The sequence below is a fragment of the Streptomyces sp. NPDC005898 genome (assembly GCF_040629635.1).
In the GTDB taxonomy this organism is placed as follows: domain Bacteria; phylum Actinomycetota; class Actinomycetes; order Streptomycetales; family Streptomycetaceae; genus Streptomyces.
The window spans coordinates 111,139-125,526 of sequence record NZ_JBEXWC010000017.1 but is presented as its reverse complement, the minus strand read 5'-3'; the positions used below and the strand labels follow the sequence as shown (position 1 = coordinate 125,526).

At 73.6% G+C, this 14,388-nt stretch carries 16 protein-coding genes; 9 read left to right on the top strand and 7 right to left on the bottom strand.

Going from position 1 to position 14,388, the window contains the following annotated elements; genetic code table 11:
- The first annotated feature begins 103 nt into the window (after positions 1 to 103).
- Positions 104 to 874, top strand: a complete 771-nt coding sequence (locus ABZ385_RS22780) for a putative protein N(5)-glutamine methyltransferase (RefSeq protein ID WP_358580597.1) — start codon at positions 104 to 106, stop codon at positions 872 to 874.
- Between the two features lie 61 nt (positions 875 to 935).
- On the opposite strand, the gene ABZ385_RS22775 is transcribed toward ABZ385_RS22780, so the two are convergent.
- Positions 936 to 1,124 carry a hypothetical protein gene (locus ABZ385_RS22775; RefSeq protein ID WP_358580599.1) on the bottom strand — a complete coding sequence of 63 codons (189 nt, stop codon included), beginning with the start codon at positions 1,122 to 1,124 and terminating at the stop codon, positions 936 to 938.
- Positions 1,125 to 1,317: 193 nt separating this feature from the next.
- Here ABZ385_RS22775 and ABZ385_RS22770 point away from each other — a divergent pair, with 193 nt between their 5' ends.
- From ABZ385_RS22770 to ABZ385_RS22760, 3 genes are all read left to right on the top strand, one after another.
- A complete protein-coding gene (locus ABZ385_RS22770; protein WP_358912896.1) occupies positions 1,318 to 1,935 on the top strand; it encodes a Clp protease N-terminal domain-containing protein in 618 nt (205 codons plus the stop codon).
- 162 nt (positions 1,936 to 2,097) lie between these two features.
- Positions 2,098 to 3,111, top strand: coding sequence for an EamA family transporter (locus ABZ385_RS22765; RefSeq protein ID WP_358912894.1), 1,014 nt, complete (start codon positions 2,098 to 2,100; stop codon positions 3,109 to 3,111).
- A 150-nt stretch (positions 3,112 to 3,261) separates the two neighbouring features.
- Complete coding sequence (locus ABZ385_RS22760) at positions 3,262 to 4,263, top strand: EamA family transporter (protein WP_358912892.1); 1,002 nt, start codon at positions 3,262 to 3,264, stop codon at positions 4,261 to 4,263.
- A 106-nt stretch (positions 4,264 to 4,369) separates the two neighbouring features.
- Here ABZ385_RS22760 and ABZ385_RS22755 read toward each other — a convergent pair whose 3' ends face one another.
- Positions 4,370 to 5,011, bottom strand: a complete 642-nt coding sequence (locus ABZ385_RS22755; protein WP_358912891.1) for an FMN-binding negative transcriptional regulator — start codon at positions 5,009 to 5,011, stop codon at positions 4,370 to 4,372.
- Positions 5,011 to 5,721, bottom strand: coding sequence for a pyridoxamine 5'-phosphate oxidase family protein (locus ABZ385_RS22750; protein WP_358912889.1), 711 nt, complete (start codon positions 5,719 to 5,721; stop codon positions 5,011 to 5,013). The genes ABZ385_RS22755 and ABZ385_RS22750 overlap by 1 nt, the downstream gene beginning before the upstream one ends.
- Before the next feature lie 107 nt (positions 5,722 to 5,828).
- Between ABZ385_RS22750 and ABZ385_RS22745 the strand changes: the two genes are divergently transcribed.
- Positions 5,829 to 7,160, top strand: coding sequence for an aminotransferase class I/II-fold pyridoxal phosphate-dependent enzyme (locus ABZ385_RS22745; RefSeq protein ID WP_358912887.1), 1,332 nt, complete (start codon positions 5,829 to 5,831; stop codon positions 7,158 to 7,160).
- 22 nt (positions 7,161 to 7,182) lie between these two features.
- On the opposite strand, the gene ABZ385_RS22740 is transcribed toward ABZ385_RS22745, so the two are convergent.
- Entirely contained in the window at positions 7,183 to 8,232 is a 1,050-nt protein-coding gene (locus ABZ385_RS22740; RefSeq protein WP_358912885.1) for a DMT family transporter, read from the bottom strand.
- A gap of 75 nt (positions 8,233 to 8,307) precedes the next feature.
- Between ABZ385_RS22740 and ABZ385_RS22735 the strand changes: the two genes are divergently transcribed.
- Complete coding sequence (locus ABZ385_RS22735) at positions 8,308 to 9,210, top strand: LysR family transcriptional regulator (protein ID WP_358580615.1); 903 nt, start codon at positions 8,308 to 8,310, stop codon at positions 9,208 to 9,210.
- Positions 9,211 to 9,482: 272 nt separating this feature from the next.
- On the opposite strand, the gene ABZ385_RS22730 is transcribed toward ABZ385_RS22735, so the two are convergent.
- A complete protein-coding gene (locus ABZ385_RS22730; RefSeq protein WP_358580617.1) occupies positions 9,483 to 9,950 on the bottom strand; it encodes a pyridoxamine 5'-phosphate oxidase family protein in 468 nt (155 codons plus the stop codon).
- Positions 9,951 to 10,111: 161 nt separating this feature from the next.
- Between ABZ385_RS22730 and ABZ385_RS22725 the strand changes: the two genes are divergently transcribed.
- Positions 10,112 to 10,738 carry a cysteine hydrolase gene (locus ABZ385_RS22725; protein ID WP_358912883.1) on the top strand — a complete coding sequence of 209 codons (627 nt, stop codon included), beginning with the start codon at positions 10,112 to 10,114 and terminating at the stop codon, positions 10,736 to 10,738.
- Positions 10,739 to 10,748: 10 nt separating this feature from the next.
- Here ABZ385_RS22725 and ABZ385_RS22720 read toward each other — a convergent pair whose 3' ends face one another.
- Entirely contained in the window at positions 10,749 to 11,264 is a 516-nt protein-coding gene (locus ABZ385_RS22720) for a helix-turn-helix domain-containing protein (protein WP_358580622.1), read from the bottom strand.
- Positions 11,265 to 11,320: 56 nt separating this feature from the next.
- Here ABZ385_RS22720 and ABZ385_RS22715 point away from each other — a divergent pair, with 56 nt between their 5' ends.
- Both ABZ385_RS22715 and ABZ385_RS22710 read left to right on the top strand, forming a co-directional pair.
- On the top strand, positions 11,321 to 12,901 hold the full coding sequence (locus ABZ385_RS22715; protein WP_358912881.1) for an MFS transporter: 1,581 nt from the start codon (positions 11,321 to 11,323) through the stop codon (positions 12,899 to 12,901).
- Between the two features lie 116 nt (positions 12,902 to 13,017).
- The gene (locus tag ABZ385_RS22710; RefSeq protein ID WP_358912879.1) at positions 13,018 to 13,758 is read left to right on the top strand and encodes a methyltransferase domain-containing protein; all 741 of its coding nucleotides are present in this window, start codon (positions 13,018 to 13,020) and stop codon (positions 13,756 to 13,758) included.
- Positions 13,759 to 13,829: 71 nt separating this feature from the next.
- Here ABZ385_RS22710 and ABZ385_RS22705 read toward each other — a convergent pair whose 3' ends face one another.
- Entirely contained in the window at positions 13,830 to 14,276 is a 447-nt protein-coding gene (locus ABZ385_RS22705; protein WP_358912877.1) for a Rieske (2Fe-2S) protein, read from the bottom strand.
- Positions 14,277 to 14,388: the final 112 nt, after the last annotated feature.

Here is a 14,388-nt window from a genome sequence, read left to right as displayed (position 1 = left end):
CGTCGGTTCGTCTCCCATCGGTTCGTCTCTTTCAGGTTCGTCTCCCTACGAGTCGTCTCCGTCCGAGTCGGCTTTCGTCGCTTCTCGGTCCTGGTCGCTCCTCGTGCAGCGCCCTTCCGTGGTCGCCGCCCTGCGCGCAGCCGGCTGCGTCTTCGCCGAGGACGAGGCCGAGTTGATCCTCTCCACCGCCCGCACCCCGGAGGAGGTCTCCGCCATGGTGGAGCGCCGGGCGGGCGGGCTGCCGCTGGAACACGTCCTCGGCTGGGCGGAGTTCCGCGGTCTGCGGATCGCCGTCGACCCGGGTGTCTTCGTGCCGCGCCGCCGTACCGAGTTCCTGGTCGCCCAGGCCGCCGCGCTCGCCGGGCGCGAAGCCGTCGTCGTCGACCTGTGCTGCGGATCGGGTGCCCTCGGTGCCGCCCTCGCCGCGCACCTCGACCGGGTCGAACTGCACGCCGCCGACATCGACCCGGCGGCCGTCCGTTGCGCTCGCCGCAATGTCGCCCGCGCCAACGGCGTGGTCTACGAAGGCGACCTCTACGCCCCGCTGCCCGCCGCCCTCCGCGGGCGGGTCGACGTACTGCTCGCCAACGTCCCCTACGTCCCAACCGGTGAAGTCGGCCTGCTGCCCGCCGAGGCCCGCGTCCACGAGGCGCGGGTGGCGCTCGACGGCGGCAGCGACGGGCTCGACGTACTGCGCCGGGTGACCGAGGGGGCGCCGCAGTGGCTGGCGGCCGGCGGCCACCTGCTGTTCGAGACGAGCGAGGGGCAGGTGCCCGCCGCCGTCGCCGCCGTCGAACGGGCCGGTCTGGCGGCGCGGGTCGTCGAGGACGAGGAGCTGTACGCGACCGTCGTCGTCGGCACCGCGCGGGGGTAGCCCTCCCCGTGGGTCAGCGGCACGGGTGCGCGGACCGGCCCCCGGTCACCTCACGCCCCCGCTACCCCACATGCCGTATGACCGCCGCGTCGAACAGGTCCGACGCCCTCGGCAGCGTGCTCTCCTCGTGGCAGTGCCAGGCGTCCCAGAACAGGTCGGCGGGCAGCGCGTCGTCGGGTGCGTAGACCCGATAGACGTACTGCCTGCCGTCGACCGCAGGCAGAGCGACCATCCAGAACCTGCTCTCCATGCATGTGTGACCGCTGACGCCCGCCCGGGGTTGCCCTCCGGGCGGCGGGCGAGTCGGCGCGCCGCACCGGGGGCGGCGAGTGGATCTCATCCGTAAGGAGGACAACCGACCCATGTCTGCCCAACCTGTGTCGGACACGAAGATGCTTCCCGCCGCCGATGCATATGCCAGAGCGGGTTGATGAGGTGGAGAGGTGCACAGCCGTACCCCTTCCGGCGCCGAATCCGGCCCGACCCGAGCAGAACCCGACTCCAGACTCAGCCCGGAGCTGGCCTCCGTGGTGGCCGGGGCGCGCCGCCGGGCGCTGCGCGACGGGGACCGGCAGATCGACACCGCCCACTTGCTGCACTCCCTCCTGGAGACCGACCCCGAGGTGCGCGCCGTCTTCGAGAACGGCGCGCACGTGGTCCGCCTCCTCGGCTACCTCGTGCAGCGCAGCATCGGCTACGGCCTCCAGTGGCAGGGCACCGTCGAGGACTCGGGTGCCGTGCCCGTGGTGACGCCCGCCGAGGAGCACGCGAAGGACACCGGCTGGTCGCCCGCCGCCCTGTCCGCGATGGACGCGGCCCTGGAGCGCGCCGACGTGCGCGGCGACCCGCGCGCCCTCGGCATGGACCTGCTCGCCGGGCTCACCGCCGACCCGGAGTGCCGGGCGGTCGAGGTACTGGGGCGCGCCGGGGTCGACGTCGAGGTCCTGCTGCTCCGCGTCGAGGCCGGCTGCCGGCAGTACGCGTCCGGAGGCCACGGATTCGCGGGCGGCCACGGCACGGGGCGCGCGACGCCGCAGGTCGGAGAGGCGACACCGCGCTGAACGGAGTCACGGCGTCCGCCGATTGAGACAGGGGTCAAGGCGGATGACGCTCGTGACACCGCCTGTCATGATGTGCCGGTGCAGGCGTCAAAGGGAATCTCAAACGCGACCAAGGGCAGTCAGGGCCGAGGGCTCGGGCTGGGGCTCGCCCTGGTGTCGGCGATGGCCTTCGGAGGCTCCGGCGTCGCGGCGAAGCCGCTGATCGAAGCGGGTCTCGATCCCCTGCATGTGGTCTGGCTGCGGGTGGCGGGCGCCGCCCTGGTCATGCTGCCCGTGGCCTGGCGGCACCGCCGGCTGCCGCCGCGCAGGCCCGCGCTGCTCGCCGGGTTCGGACTGCTCGCCGTGGCGGGCGTCCAGGCCTGCTACTTCGCCTCCATATCCCGGATCCCCGTCGGCGTCGCGCTCCTTGTCGAGTACCTCGCGCCCGCGCTGGTCCTCGGCTGGGTGCGCTTCGTGCAGCGCCGGCCCGTGACCCGTGCCGCCGCCCTCGGCGTCGTCCTCGCGGTCGCGGGCCTGGCGTGCGTCGTGGAGGTGTGGTCGGGCCTGAGCTTCGACGCCGTCGGACTGCTGCTCGCCCTCGGCGCCGCCTGCTGCCAGGTCGGCTACTTCGTCCTGTCCGACCAGGGCAGCGACGCGGGCGCCGACGCGCCGGACCCCCTCGGCGTCATCGCGTACGGCCTGCTCGTCGGCACCGTGGTGCTGACCGCCGTCACGCGCCCCTGGCGCATGGACTGGTCCGTGCTCGCGGGCGGTGCGGATCTGGACGGCTCGACCGTTCCCGCGTGGCTGCTGCTGGGCTGGATCGTGCTGGTCGCGACCGTCGTCGCGTACGTCACCGGGGTGCTGTCCGTACGCAGGCTCTCGCCGCAGGTGGCGGGCGTCGTGGCCTGCCTGGAGGCCGTCATCGCGACCGCCCTCGCCTGGGTGGTCCTCGGCGAGCACCTCTCGGCGCCGCAGATCGTCGGGGGCGCCGTCGTCCTCGCGGGGGCGTTCATCGCGCAGTCGTCGGCACCCGCGAAGGAGTCCGAAGCGGTCGGGGCAGCCGGAGCAGCCGGGGTGGCAGGGGCCGCTGAGGCCGTTGAGGCTGACGTGGTCGTTGAGGCCGGCGGCTCCGGCGCGCAGGGTGCGGTGCCGGATCCCGAAACGCGGTTGTCGCGCAGCGGCAGCGCGACCTAGTGTGCTGATCATGCATTCACGAGCACGCGTTCTTCCGCCCCCCGCCGCCTAGCGCGGGGTGCCCACGGAATCGCCCGGGCCGTTGGCCGGGCGGAACGGTGCTGCCCGCAGACGGAGTCAACCCATCCTTCTCTGCTGCGGAGAACTCACGTGTCGAATGCCGTACTCGGCCTGCCCGTCGGGCGAGGCCTCCTCTATCTGATCATCGCCGGGACCGCCTGGGGCACCGCCGGTGCCGCCGCCGCGCTGGTCTTCCGGTCCAGTGACATGGGGCCGGTCGGCCTCTCCTTCTGGCGGTGCGCGGGCGGGTTCGTCCTGCTGCTCGCCGCGCGCCTGGCGCGGCCGCGCCGGACCAGGCACTACGGGGCGACGGGCCGGGCCCTGAACCCGGTGCCGTTCGGCCGGCGGGTCCGGCGGATCGTCGTGACCGGCGTGGCCCTCACGGTGTTCCAGACGGCCTACTTCGCGGCTGTCGACACGACCGGCCTCGCCGTCGGCACCGTCGTCACCATGGGCGCCGGGCCCGTCCTCATCGCCCTGGGCGCGCGGCTCACGCTGGGGGAGCGGCTGGGCGCCGGGGGAGCCGTCGCCGTCGTGGGCGCCCTCGCCGGGCTCGTGGTGCTCGTCCTCGGCGGCGGTGACGCCGGCGGCGCGACGGTGCGTCCGGCGGGGGTGGCCTGGGGGCTGGTGTCCGCTGCCGCCTACGCGGCGATGACGCTGGTCACCCGGTGGTGGGGCCGCGACGGCGGCACCGACGCGGCCGACATCACTGTCTGGTCGTTCGCCGTCGTCGCGCTCTGCCTGCTGCCGCTCGCGGGCGCCGAAGGGCTGGTGCCGCACACCGCCGACCTCACGCGTGTGGCCGGCTGCCTGCTGTACATCGCCGCCGTGCCCACCGCGATCGCGTACACGCTGTACTTCGCCGGGGCCGCCGTCGTGCGGTCCGCGACCGTCTCCGTGATCACCCTCCTGGAGCCGGTCGGCGCCGCCGTCATCGCGGTCGCGCTGCTCGGCGAGGAACTGACGGCGACGACGGTCGTCGGCACGGTGCTGATGCTGGCCGCGGTGACCGGGCTCGCGGTCGCGGAGACGCGGGGCGCGATCACGGCCCGGCGAGAGGTGACGGCGCGGCGGGAAGTGACGCCGGTGTAGGGGCGGGGAGGCCGGGGCGGGGCGGCGGATAGTGCCCGTGTACCGGAGCGGCCGATGCGTGGGCGGGGCGGGGCGTGAAGTCGCTGGTCCGCCCCGCCACCGGCGTTCAGCCGTCGCGGCGGCGCAGGTGGTGCGCGAGGGCTGCCGCGTCGCCCGGGCCGTTCCGCTCGGCGAGCCCGGCGGCGATGCGCTCCCGCACCTCCTCCGACCGGTGGTTCGCGTACTTGAACTTGGCCCGTACGTCCGTCACCTCCAGGCACAGCGCGCGGATGCCCGAGAGCATGCGGCCGAAGGGGGCCTCGCCCACAGCGGCGTGCGCGGAGCCGCCGTCCGGCTGGAAGTGCCGGACCTGGCGGTTCAGGATGTCCGCCGTCTCCTCGGGGTCATCGACGACGCGGGCCGTGCAACGCAGTTGGACGGCGGCGTAGAAGCTGGTGGGCACGCCGTGCTCGGCCGGGCCGTCCGGTGCCGCCTGCCAGGGGCCCGGCACGAACACGTAGTCGTCGACCACGCTCAGGAGCACCTGCGGGTCGGCCTCCAGGGCGTGCCACAGCGGGTTCGGCCGGGCCAGGTGGGTCAGCACCCTGCCGCGCTCGCCGTGTCCGGCCTCGTAGGCGAAGTGCAGGGGCTGCACGTGCGGCGGCTCGCCGGGCAGGCCGTTGACGGCGAGCTGGCCGAAGTCGTGGGCGGCGAGCCACTCCTGCCACTCCGTGTCGCTGCGGGCGGCGTCCCAGGGGTGGATCAGCATCAGAGGTCGACGAGGTAATCGGGGACGTCGACGCCCGGCGCGAGATCGGCGGAAGGGATCGGGCCGCCGTGCCCCCTTTGCAGGGGGAGCACGCCTGCCCAGTGGGGGAGGTCCAGGTCCTCCGGCTCGTCGTGCGGGCCGCCGGTGCGGGCCTTCGCCGAGACCGCGTCCAGGTCGAGGCGGAGCACGGCGGTCGCCGCCAGCTCCTTGGCGTTGGCGGGGCGGGAGTCGGCGGCGCGGCCCGGCACGACGTGGTTCACGAGCGCGTCCAGGGCGGTCCGCTTCTCCTCGGGGTCCGTGACCTGGTGGGCGATGCCGTGGACCACGACGGAACGGTAGTTGATCGAGTGGTGGAAGGCGGAGCGGGCCAGGACCAGGCCGTCGACATGGGTGACGGTCAGACACACCGGGAGGCCCGGATCCTCCTGGCCCTCCTGGGTCTCGCCCGCCATGCGCAGCGGCCGGGAGCCCGTCGAACCGTGCACGTACAGGCGTTCACCGACGCGTCCGTAGAGCGTCGGCAGCACGACAGGGGAGCCCTCGCGCACGAAGCCGAGGTGGCAGACATAGGCCTCGTCGAGTATCGCGTGCACCGTCTCACGGTCGTACGAGGCGCGCTCCCGCGAGCGGGTCGGGACCGTGCGGTCGGTCGGTGTGTAGGCGGCGCTGTCCGGCGAGGCGGCGTCGGGGGTGGTCGGCGTCGTCTGCATGGTTCTCCCTGTACTGATCCGGTTACTGACGCGTGCGTGCTGAGCAGCCGTGGGTGCGCCGTCACGTCGTATTGCCTTGGCTATTGCACTAGTGCATACTCATCTTTGTGCTAGGAGACTATCGGATCGAAGGCCGGCGCGCAGCGGATATCGCGGCCAGCGTGGAGCGGGCCGTGGGGGACGGCGGTCTGGAGCCGGGGCAACCGCTGCCGCCCATGCGGGAGTTGGCGGCCCGGCTCGGGGTGAACCCCAATACCGTCGCGGCCGCCTATCGCACGCTGCGTGAGCGCGGAGTGATCGAGACGGCGGGGCGGCGCGGCAGCCGCGTACGACCGAAGCCCGCCACGACCGCGCGCGAGCTGATCCGGGTGGAAGCGCCGCCCGGGGTGCGGGACGTGTCTCAGGGGAACCCGGACCGCCGGCTGCTGCCCGCGCTCGCCGGGGCGTTCGCCGCGGCCGCCGCACAGGGCGACGAGCGGGCGGTCCTCTACGGGGAGGAGGCCGTCGATCCGGAACTCGAACGGCACGCGCGCGTGGCCTTCGACGCCGACGGCGTCCCGGCCGGACCCGTCGCCGTCACCTCCGGCTCGCTCGACGCCATCGAGAGGGTGCTCGCCGCCCACCTCAAGCCCGGCGACGCCGTGGCCGTGGAGGACCCGGGCTGGGGAAGCCTCCTCGACCTGGTCTCGGCCCTCGGGCTGCGGGCGCTCGCGGTCGGGGTGGACGACGAGGGGCCGCTGCCCGCCGACGTGGAACGCGCCCTGTCCGGAGGGGCCCGCGCGGTCATCGTCACGGACCGCGCGCAGAACCCCACCGGCGCCGCCGTGACCGCGGCACGCGCGCGTGCCCTGCGCGAGGTGCTCGCCGCACACCGGGAGGTGCTGCTCATCGAGGACGACCACGGCCACGGCATCGTCGACCTGCCGCTGCATCCGCTCGCCGGGGCGACCCGCAGCTGGGTGCTGGTGCGTTCGACCGCCAAGGCGTACGGGCCCGATCTGCGGCTCGCCGTGCTCACCGGCGACCCCGTCACCGTCGACCGGGTGCAGGGGCGCCAGCGGCTCGGTCCCGGCTGGGTGAGCCGGCTGCTCCAGCGCGCCGTGGTGCGGCTGTGGGCCGACGGCGCGGTCGACCCCGGCGTGGTGGCGGCGTCCTACGGGCGCCGGCGCGACGCGCTGATCGCCGCGCTCGCCGAGCGGGGGGTGCCGGCGAACGGGCGCAGCGGCATGAACGTATGGGTGCCGGTTCCCGACGAGACCGGGGCGGTGGCCCGCCTGCTGCACGCCGGCTGGGCGGTCGCCCCGGGGGCGCGCTTCCGGCTGAGCGCGCCGCCCGGGGTGCGGATCACCGTCGCGGCGCTCGCCGACGAGGACGTCGAGCGGGTGGCCGACGCGGTGGCCTCGGCGGTCGGGCCCGCGTCGCCACGACGCTACGAGTGACGGGGGTGGCCGCCTCCCCGCATCACGGCCGGGGTGAGCGTGCCCCGGCGTCCCGGGCGCCCCTCGCCGCGCGCGGCCGGGACTGGGTGAGCGCCGCACCCGCCAGTACGATCACCGCGCCGACCGGCGTCGACCAGCTGAGCGACTCGCCGAGCACGGCGACGCCCGCGGCGGTCGCGATGACGGGCACGAAGTAGGTGACCATCTGTGCGGTGGTCGGGCCGACGTCGTCCACCAGCGAGTACTGGAGCAGGAAGGCGAGCCCGGTGCCGAGCGCGCCCAGTGCCATGACCGCCAGCATCGGCGCCACCGGGAAGCTGGTCGGCACGGAAGTGAACAGCGGGGTCACCACGGCCAGTTCGGCCGTCGCGAGCAGCATCTGGGCCCCGGTCAGGGAGAAGTTCGAGTGGCCCGAGCCGGCCAGGGTGCGGCGGACGTAGATCCAGCCGATCGGATAGCTCAGCGAGGCGAGCAGCGCCATCGCCGTGCCCGCGAGGTCGACACCGCTGAAGCCCTGCCAGACGCCCAGCACCGTCAGCACGCCGAAGAAGCCGAGCCCGAGACCCGCGACGCGACGCCGCGTCGGGCGGTCCTCGGAGAGCGCGACGAGCGAGAGGGCCATGCCCCACAGCGGCGACGTGGCGTTGCAGATCCCGGCGAGCGTGGAGGGGATCGTCAGCTCCGCGTACGCGAACAGGGAGAACGGCAGCGCGTTGAGCAGCAGGGCGGCCACCGCCAGATGCAGCCAGGTCCGCGTCCCGCGCGGCAGCCGCTGCCGCTTGACCACGAGCACCGCCGCGACCACCAGCGTGCCGAACACGAGCCTCCCCAGGGTGACCTGGAAAGGCGCGTACGCCTCCGTGCCCACCTTGATCAGCAGGAAGCTGAAGCCCCAGATCAGCGAGAGGAGCCCGAAGCGGATCCGCCAGTCGAGAGCGGACGGCACGGGCGGCTTCGCGGTGGGGGCGCCGACCGGACCCGAGCGCTCGACGGCGGGTGCGTCGACGGATCCCGGGTGCTGCTGCCCCGGCCCGGCGGTGGGGGCGATCGAAGGGGTGGGGGGTGTGCTCATGCGGACCACGATGCGCCTCGATGATCTCTTAGCACAAGCGATATTTCATGCGGAGTATCGCGTAGCATCGCTTACATGTTGAACCTGGAGCGCCTGCGTACGCTCGACGCCCTCGCCCGGCACGGCTCCGTGAGCGGCGCCGCCGCGGGCCTGCACGTCACCACGTCCGCGGTGTCCCAGCAGATGACGAAGCTGGAGCGGGAGGTGGGCCAGCAGCTGCTCGCCAAGAACGGCCGGGGCGTGCGCCTGACCGACGCGGGGCGGCTGCTCGCCGAGCACGCGGCGCGCATCCTCTCCCAGGTCGCCCTGGCCCAGGCCGACCTGGAGGAGCAGCGCGGCAAGGCGGTCGGTGAGCTGCGGATCTCCGCGTTCCCCACGGCCATGCGCGGTCTGCTGCCCGCCGCGCTCTCGGCGCTGCGGGCCGATCACCCCGGGCTGCGGATCGGCTGCCGCGAGCTGGAGCCGGTGCCCGCCGTGTCGGCCGTGGTGCGCGGCGACATCGACATGGCGGTGGTCCTGGACTGGTACAACAAGCCGCTGCCGATCCCGGACGGCCTGGTCAAGACGCCCCTCCTCGACGACCCCGCCGACATCGCGATGCCGGCCGCGCATCCGCTCGCGGACCGCTCCGAGGTCGACCTGGAGGAGTTCGCGGACGACGAGTGGATCACCTGGGCGGAGGGCGAGTTCTGCGACGAGTGGCTGCTGTTCACGCTGCGCGGCAAGGGCGTCGAGCCACGGATCGCCCACCGCGCCGTCGAGCACCACACCCAGCTCGCGCTGGTCGCGGCGGGCCTCGGCGTCTGCGTGGCCCCCCGGCTGGGCCGCGACCCGATGCCGACCGGCGTGCGCGCGGTCCCGGTGCGGCACCGGGTGCGGCGTCACGTGTACGTGGTCTGGCGGGCGGACGCGGACCGCCGCCCGTCCATCAGAGCGGCGGCGGAGGCCCTACGGGCGGCGGGCGCGGGGCTGCGGTAGGCGGCCGTGGGGGAGTGGGGGCGGGGCCGTTGCTGGGCGCGGGGGTGCGTGGGCGCCGGGAGCGGGATCTCGGGCGGGCCCGTTCGGACGGGGGCCTGCGGTGGGGGCCTGTACGGGGACTGGGCGAGGCTTGGGCAGGCGTTCGAGCGGGCCCGGGCGTGCTTACCTTGGGCGGGCGTTTGCGCGGCCCCCGGCGCGCCTACCTTGGGCAGGCGTTCGAGCAGGCCCGTACGCGCCAACCTAGGGCAGGCGTCGCGCAAACCCCCGCGCGCCTACAAAGAGGCCAGTTTTCGGAAGTCCCAGGACGTGATCGCGTCCGGCGTCAGCCGGATCCAGGCGTGGCGGCCGTCGTGCGGCATCTCGTCCACCCCGAACAGCTTGCGGGCGAACAACCGCTCGGGGGCGTCGAGTTCCGGGCACGGCTCGCCCGTACGCGGCGCTTCCCCGACAAATTCCACGGTGCCCGACAGTTCGACGCCGCGCAGCTCGCCGTACTCCTCGCCCGTGTCGACCACCACGGCCACCCGCCGATCCCGGCGCAGATCGGCCCAACGCCTGCTGCGCGTGATCGAGTACAGCCACAGCGACGTGCCGTCCCAGGCGAACCAGAGCGCGCTGACATGCGGGGCGCCCTCGGCGGAGACCGTCGCCACCCGGCAAGTGCGCTCCGAGGAGAGGAACGCGTCGATCTCCTCCGCCGTCATCATGATCCTGCGCCCCCGGCGCTGTACGGCGGCCATGCGTCCTCCCGACTGGCGTGTACCGCCCACCGACTGACCGAGCGTCAGGCAAGGATGGCGGCTCTTCCTTCGTGACGCAATGGCCGTTAGCCTCGCGCGCACTTCGGAGCCGACCGCCCGCCGGGCGCCGGACACCCCGTACGGACGCGACAGGGGGAATCATGCCGTCGTACGAGCAGCTCAAGGAGATCCTCGACCCCGCCACCACGGCGCTGCTCACCGTCGAGTGCCAGCGGGGCGTCGTCGGCCCGGAGAGCGCGCTGCCCGCACTCGCCGAGCAGGCGCGCTCGTCCGGCGCCCTCGACAACGTGGCGCGCCTCGTGGCGGGCGCCCACCGCAGGGGCGTACAGGTCCTGCACGCGGTCGCCGAACGACGGCCCGACGGACGCGGGGCCGGCCGCAACGCCCGGCTCTTCCGCGCCGCCGAACGGCTCCCGGTGCGCCAGCTCCAAGGCACGTCTGCCGTACGCGTGGCACCGCCGATCGAGGTCGCCGACGAGGACCTCGTCGTACGCCGGCTGCACGGCCTCTCGCCCCTCGCGGGCACCGACGTGGACGCCTTGCTGCGCAACCTCGGCCGCCGCACCCTCCTGGTCACCGGGGTCTCGGCCAACGTCGCCATACCGAACGCCGTGTTCGACGCCGTGAACCTCGGCTACACCGCCGTCGTCCCCGCCGACGCCATCGCGGGAGTGCCCGCCGACTACACCCCCGCGATGGTCCGCAACACCCTCGCCCTGGTCGCGACCATCACCGGCACGCGGGAGATCCTCGACGTCTGGGAGTGACGGCGGCGGCTCAAGAGCGTCCCGGCCTGAGCCGCACCTCGGTCTCCTCGATGCCCACGTCATGGCCCGCCGCGCACCGCACGGCCGGGAGGAGCGTCTCACCGCATCCGGCGTGCGCGAGTTCGACCCCGCTCCGACCGCCGTCCGCGCTTCCCCAGTTCATCAGCGCGACGAACAGCGGGAACAGGGAGCGGCCCCGCTCGGTCAGCACGTACTCGTGCCGGGTGCGCGCGCCCGGCTCCCGGTAGGGGCGCCGTTCCATCAGGCCGTCGGCCACCAGCTGCCGCAGCCGCTTGGCGGCCGCCGTCTCCGCGAGCCCGGTGCGCCGGACCAGGTCGTCGAAGCGGCGCCCGCCGTAGAACGCCTCCCTGACCAGCATCATCGCCGAGCGCGTGCCGACCACTTCCAGGGCCCGTTCCATGGCGCACCAGCCGGCCGCCGTGAAGGCGTCGCGGTCGGCGAACTCGCCGGTGCGCGTGAACACCGTGTCTTCGTCGTATTCGTCGTGCAGGTCAGCGCGTTCCATGAACACATTCTAACCTGGCTAGCTTTTTCAGAAGTCAGGCTGCTACTTTCCTGGCTATGCAAAACAGCAGCCAGCTATCCGGTGTGCGCACCGCGCTCCCTCCCGCCGCCCCGACCGCCGCGACACCCGCCCACCCTTGGCGTGGCGTCTTCACCGTCTGCCTCGGCGTGATGATGGCGTTCGTCAACGTCTCCTCCACCATCGGCGCACTCGGCGCCATCCAGCAGGACCTCCACCCGACCGCGAGCACCCTGGTCTGGGTGACCAGCGCCTACTCCCTGGTCGTCGCCTCCCTGGTGATGTTCGCCGGCACCCTGGCCGACCTGGTCGGACGCCGCGCGGTCTTCCTCGGCGGAGCGGTGGTGCTCACCGCGGGCAGCCTGCTGGCGCACGCCGCCGACAGCGCGGCACTGCTGATCACCGCGCAGGCGGTCATGGGCATCGGCGGCGCGGCGGTCCTGCCCGCCAGCTTGTCGATCGTCAGCCACTCCTTCACCGACGCGCAGCAGCGGACCAAGGCGATCGGCGCCTGGGCCAGCTGCTCCGGCCTCGGGCTCGCGGTGGGCCCGCTCGGCGCCGGACTGCTGCTCGACGGCTTCACCTGGCACGCCGTGTACCTGATCGACGTGGTGATCGGCGCGGTCACGGTGCTCCTGACCCCGTTCATGGTCACCGAGACGAAGCACCCGACCCGGCGTCTGGACCTCGCCGGCGTGCTGACGGGCACCGTCATGATCGCGTCCGCGACCTACGCCATCATCGAGGGCGGCTCCTCCGGCTACGCTTCCGGCCGCATCCTCACCATGTACGGCGTCTTCGCCGTCTCCCTCGTCCTCTTCGTCGTCGTCGAGACGCGCCACCACGACCCGATGCTGGACCTGCGTCTGTTCCGCAACGCCCCCTACACGGCGGTGATGGGTGTGGCGGCGGCCTCGATGTTCGGCTTCGTCGGCACGTCCCTGCTCGCCGTCCTGTACATGGAGCGGGTCCAGCGGCTGTCCGCGCTCGCCACGGGCGTCCGGCTGCTGGCCATGTTCGCCACCTACATCGTCGTGAGCGCGCTCGCCGTCCGCCTCGTGCGGAAGACGGGCGTCACCGTCATGCTGACCGCGGGCCTCGTCATGCTGGGCGGCGGCGCGCTGGCCCTGCTGGCCGTCGGCCCCTTCACCGGCTACCACGCGCTGTGGCCCGGCCTGCTGCTCGCAGGCGTCGGCTCGGCACTGCTGACCGCCCCCTCGACGGCGGCGGCCGTCAACAGCGTGCCGCGGACGCAGGCCGGCATGGCCAGCGCGACCGTCAACATGTTCCGCCAGATCGGCTCCGTACTCGGCCCCAGCGTCCTCGGGACCATCGTCACCACCCGATTCCCCGGCTACCTGGAAGACCGGCTGATCACCTCGGGCATCCCGGCCCAGGACGCCGCCCGGATAGCCGACGGCGCCGTCCACGGCGGCAGCGCCACCTCGCTGCCGCCCCCGCTGGCCCACACCGTCAGCGACGCCGTGGCACGCGCCTTCACCGACGCCGTCCACCTGGGACTACTGGTCGGCGGCAGCGTCCTCCTCGTCCTCGCGATCCCCACAGCGATCTTCGTCCGGCACCGCAACACGCCCGCCCCGGCGCCGTCGGCACCCTGATCCCCGGCTCGCAGACCTCCCCTCGTCTCGTGGCGACCCAGGGCCGGACCGGGGCGAGGGCGGGCCGGTGCCTAAATCGGTTGACCGCCGTCGGCACCCGGTGCTGGAGTCGGCGCGTGGACAGCATCCCCGCCAACCGGCGGCTGTGGAACCGGATCAGCGGCGCCTACCAGCACGAGCATGACCCGCGCATCGGCGCCGCACCCCGGCTCTGGGGCATGTACTCCATTCCCGACGCCCACCTGCGCGCCCTCGGCGACGTGGCCGGCAAGCGCGTCCTGGAACTCGGCTGCGGCGCCGGCCAGTGGTCCAGGGCGCTCGCCGCCGAGGGCGCCGACGTGGTCGGGCTCGACCTGTGCGACGCCCAACTCGCGGCAGCCGCCCGCGCGATGGGAGCGGCCCGCTATCCGCTGGTGCAAGGCGCCGCCGAACAACTCCCCTTCGCCGACGACAGCTTCGACCTGGTGTTCTGCGACTTCGGTGGGCTCAGCTGGGCGCCCCCGCACCTGGCCGTCCCGCAGGCCGCACGCGTGCTCGGCCGAGGCGGGCGGCTGGTGTTCAACGTCGCCAGCCCATGGTTCGAGGCCTGCTACGACGAGGCCGCCGGCCGCGTGACCACGACGCTGCGGCAGGACTACTTCGGGCTGGACACCATTGCCGAAGGCGACGGCGCGACCAGCTTCCAGCTCACCTACGGCGACTGGGTCAGGGTCCTGCGCGGCGCGGGTCTCGTCATCGACGACCTCATCGAGCCGCGGCCCGAACGCGGAACGCCCAACGGCTACAACGAGACCGACCCACCGGACTGGGCACACCGCTGGCCGGCCGAACTGCTCTGGGTGACCCACAAACCGTAGGGTCCGCCGCGCCGGGACAGGAAGCGGGACCAGACAGGAACAAGACGGCGTCCCCTCGCCAGGCAACGGGCCTACGCCAGCTTGATCGTGTCGCCGTCCACGGAGATCTCGGCCACGGGCAGCGGGCTCGGCGCCGGGTTCTGCTTGACGCTGCCGTCGGCGATGTTGAACTTGCTGCCGTGGCACGGGCAGTTGATGGTGCCGCCCTCGACGCTCGACACCGGGCACTTCTTGTGGGTGCACAGGTTCGAGAAGGCCTTGAACCGCCCCTTGGTGGGCTGGGTGACCACCACCCCCTCGTCCTTGAAGATCTTGCCGCCGCCCACGGGAATCTCCGACGTCTTGGCGAGCACGGTCCCGGCGCCGCCGCCTTTCGGCGCCTGGGCGCCCGCCGGTTCGGAGGAGTCCTTCTCCTCGTCGCCGCACGCGGTGAGGGCGGCGGCCAGCCCCGCCGCGCCGATCGTGGCCACGACGGTGCGGCGGCCGGGCCCGGGGACGGTTTCTTCGGAAGTCGTCATGCCCAGGGGTACGGATCCACCGGGCGCCGCGTTCACGCGCCCGGGCGATCTCTCGCGAAGTCCGACTCCCGCCGCGACGGTGTGCGGGAAGTCCAGGGCGGGCGCTGCGGGC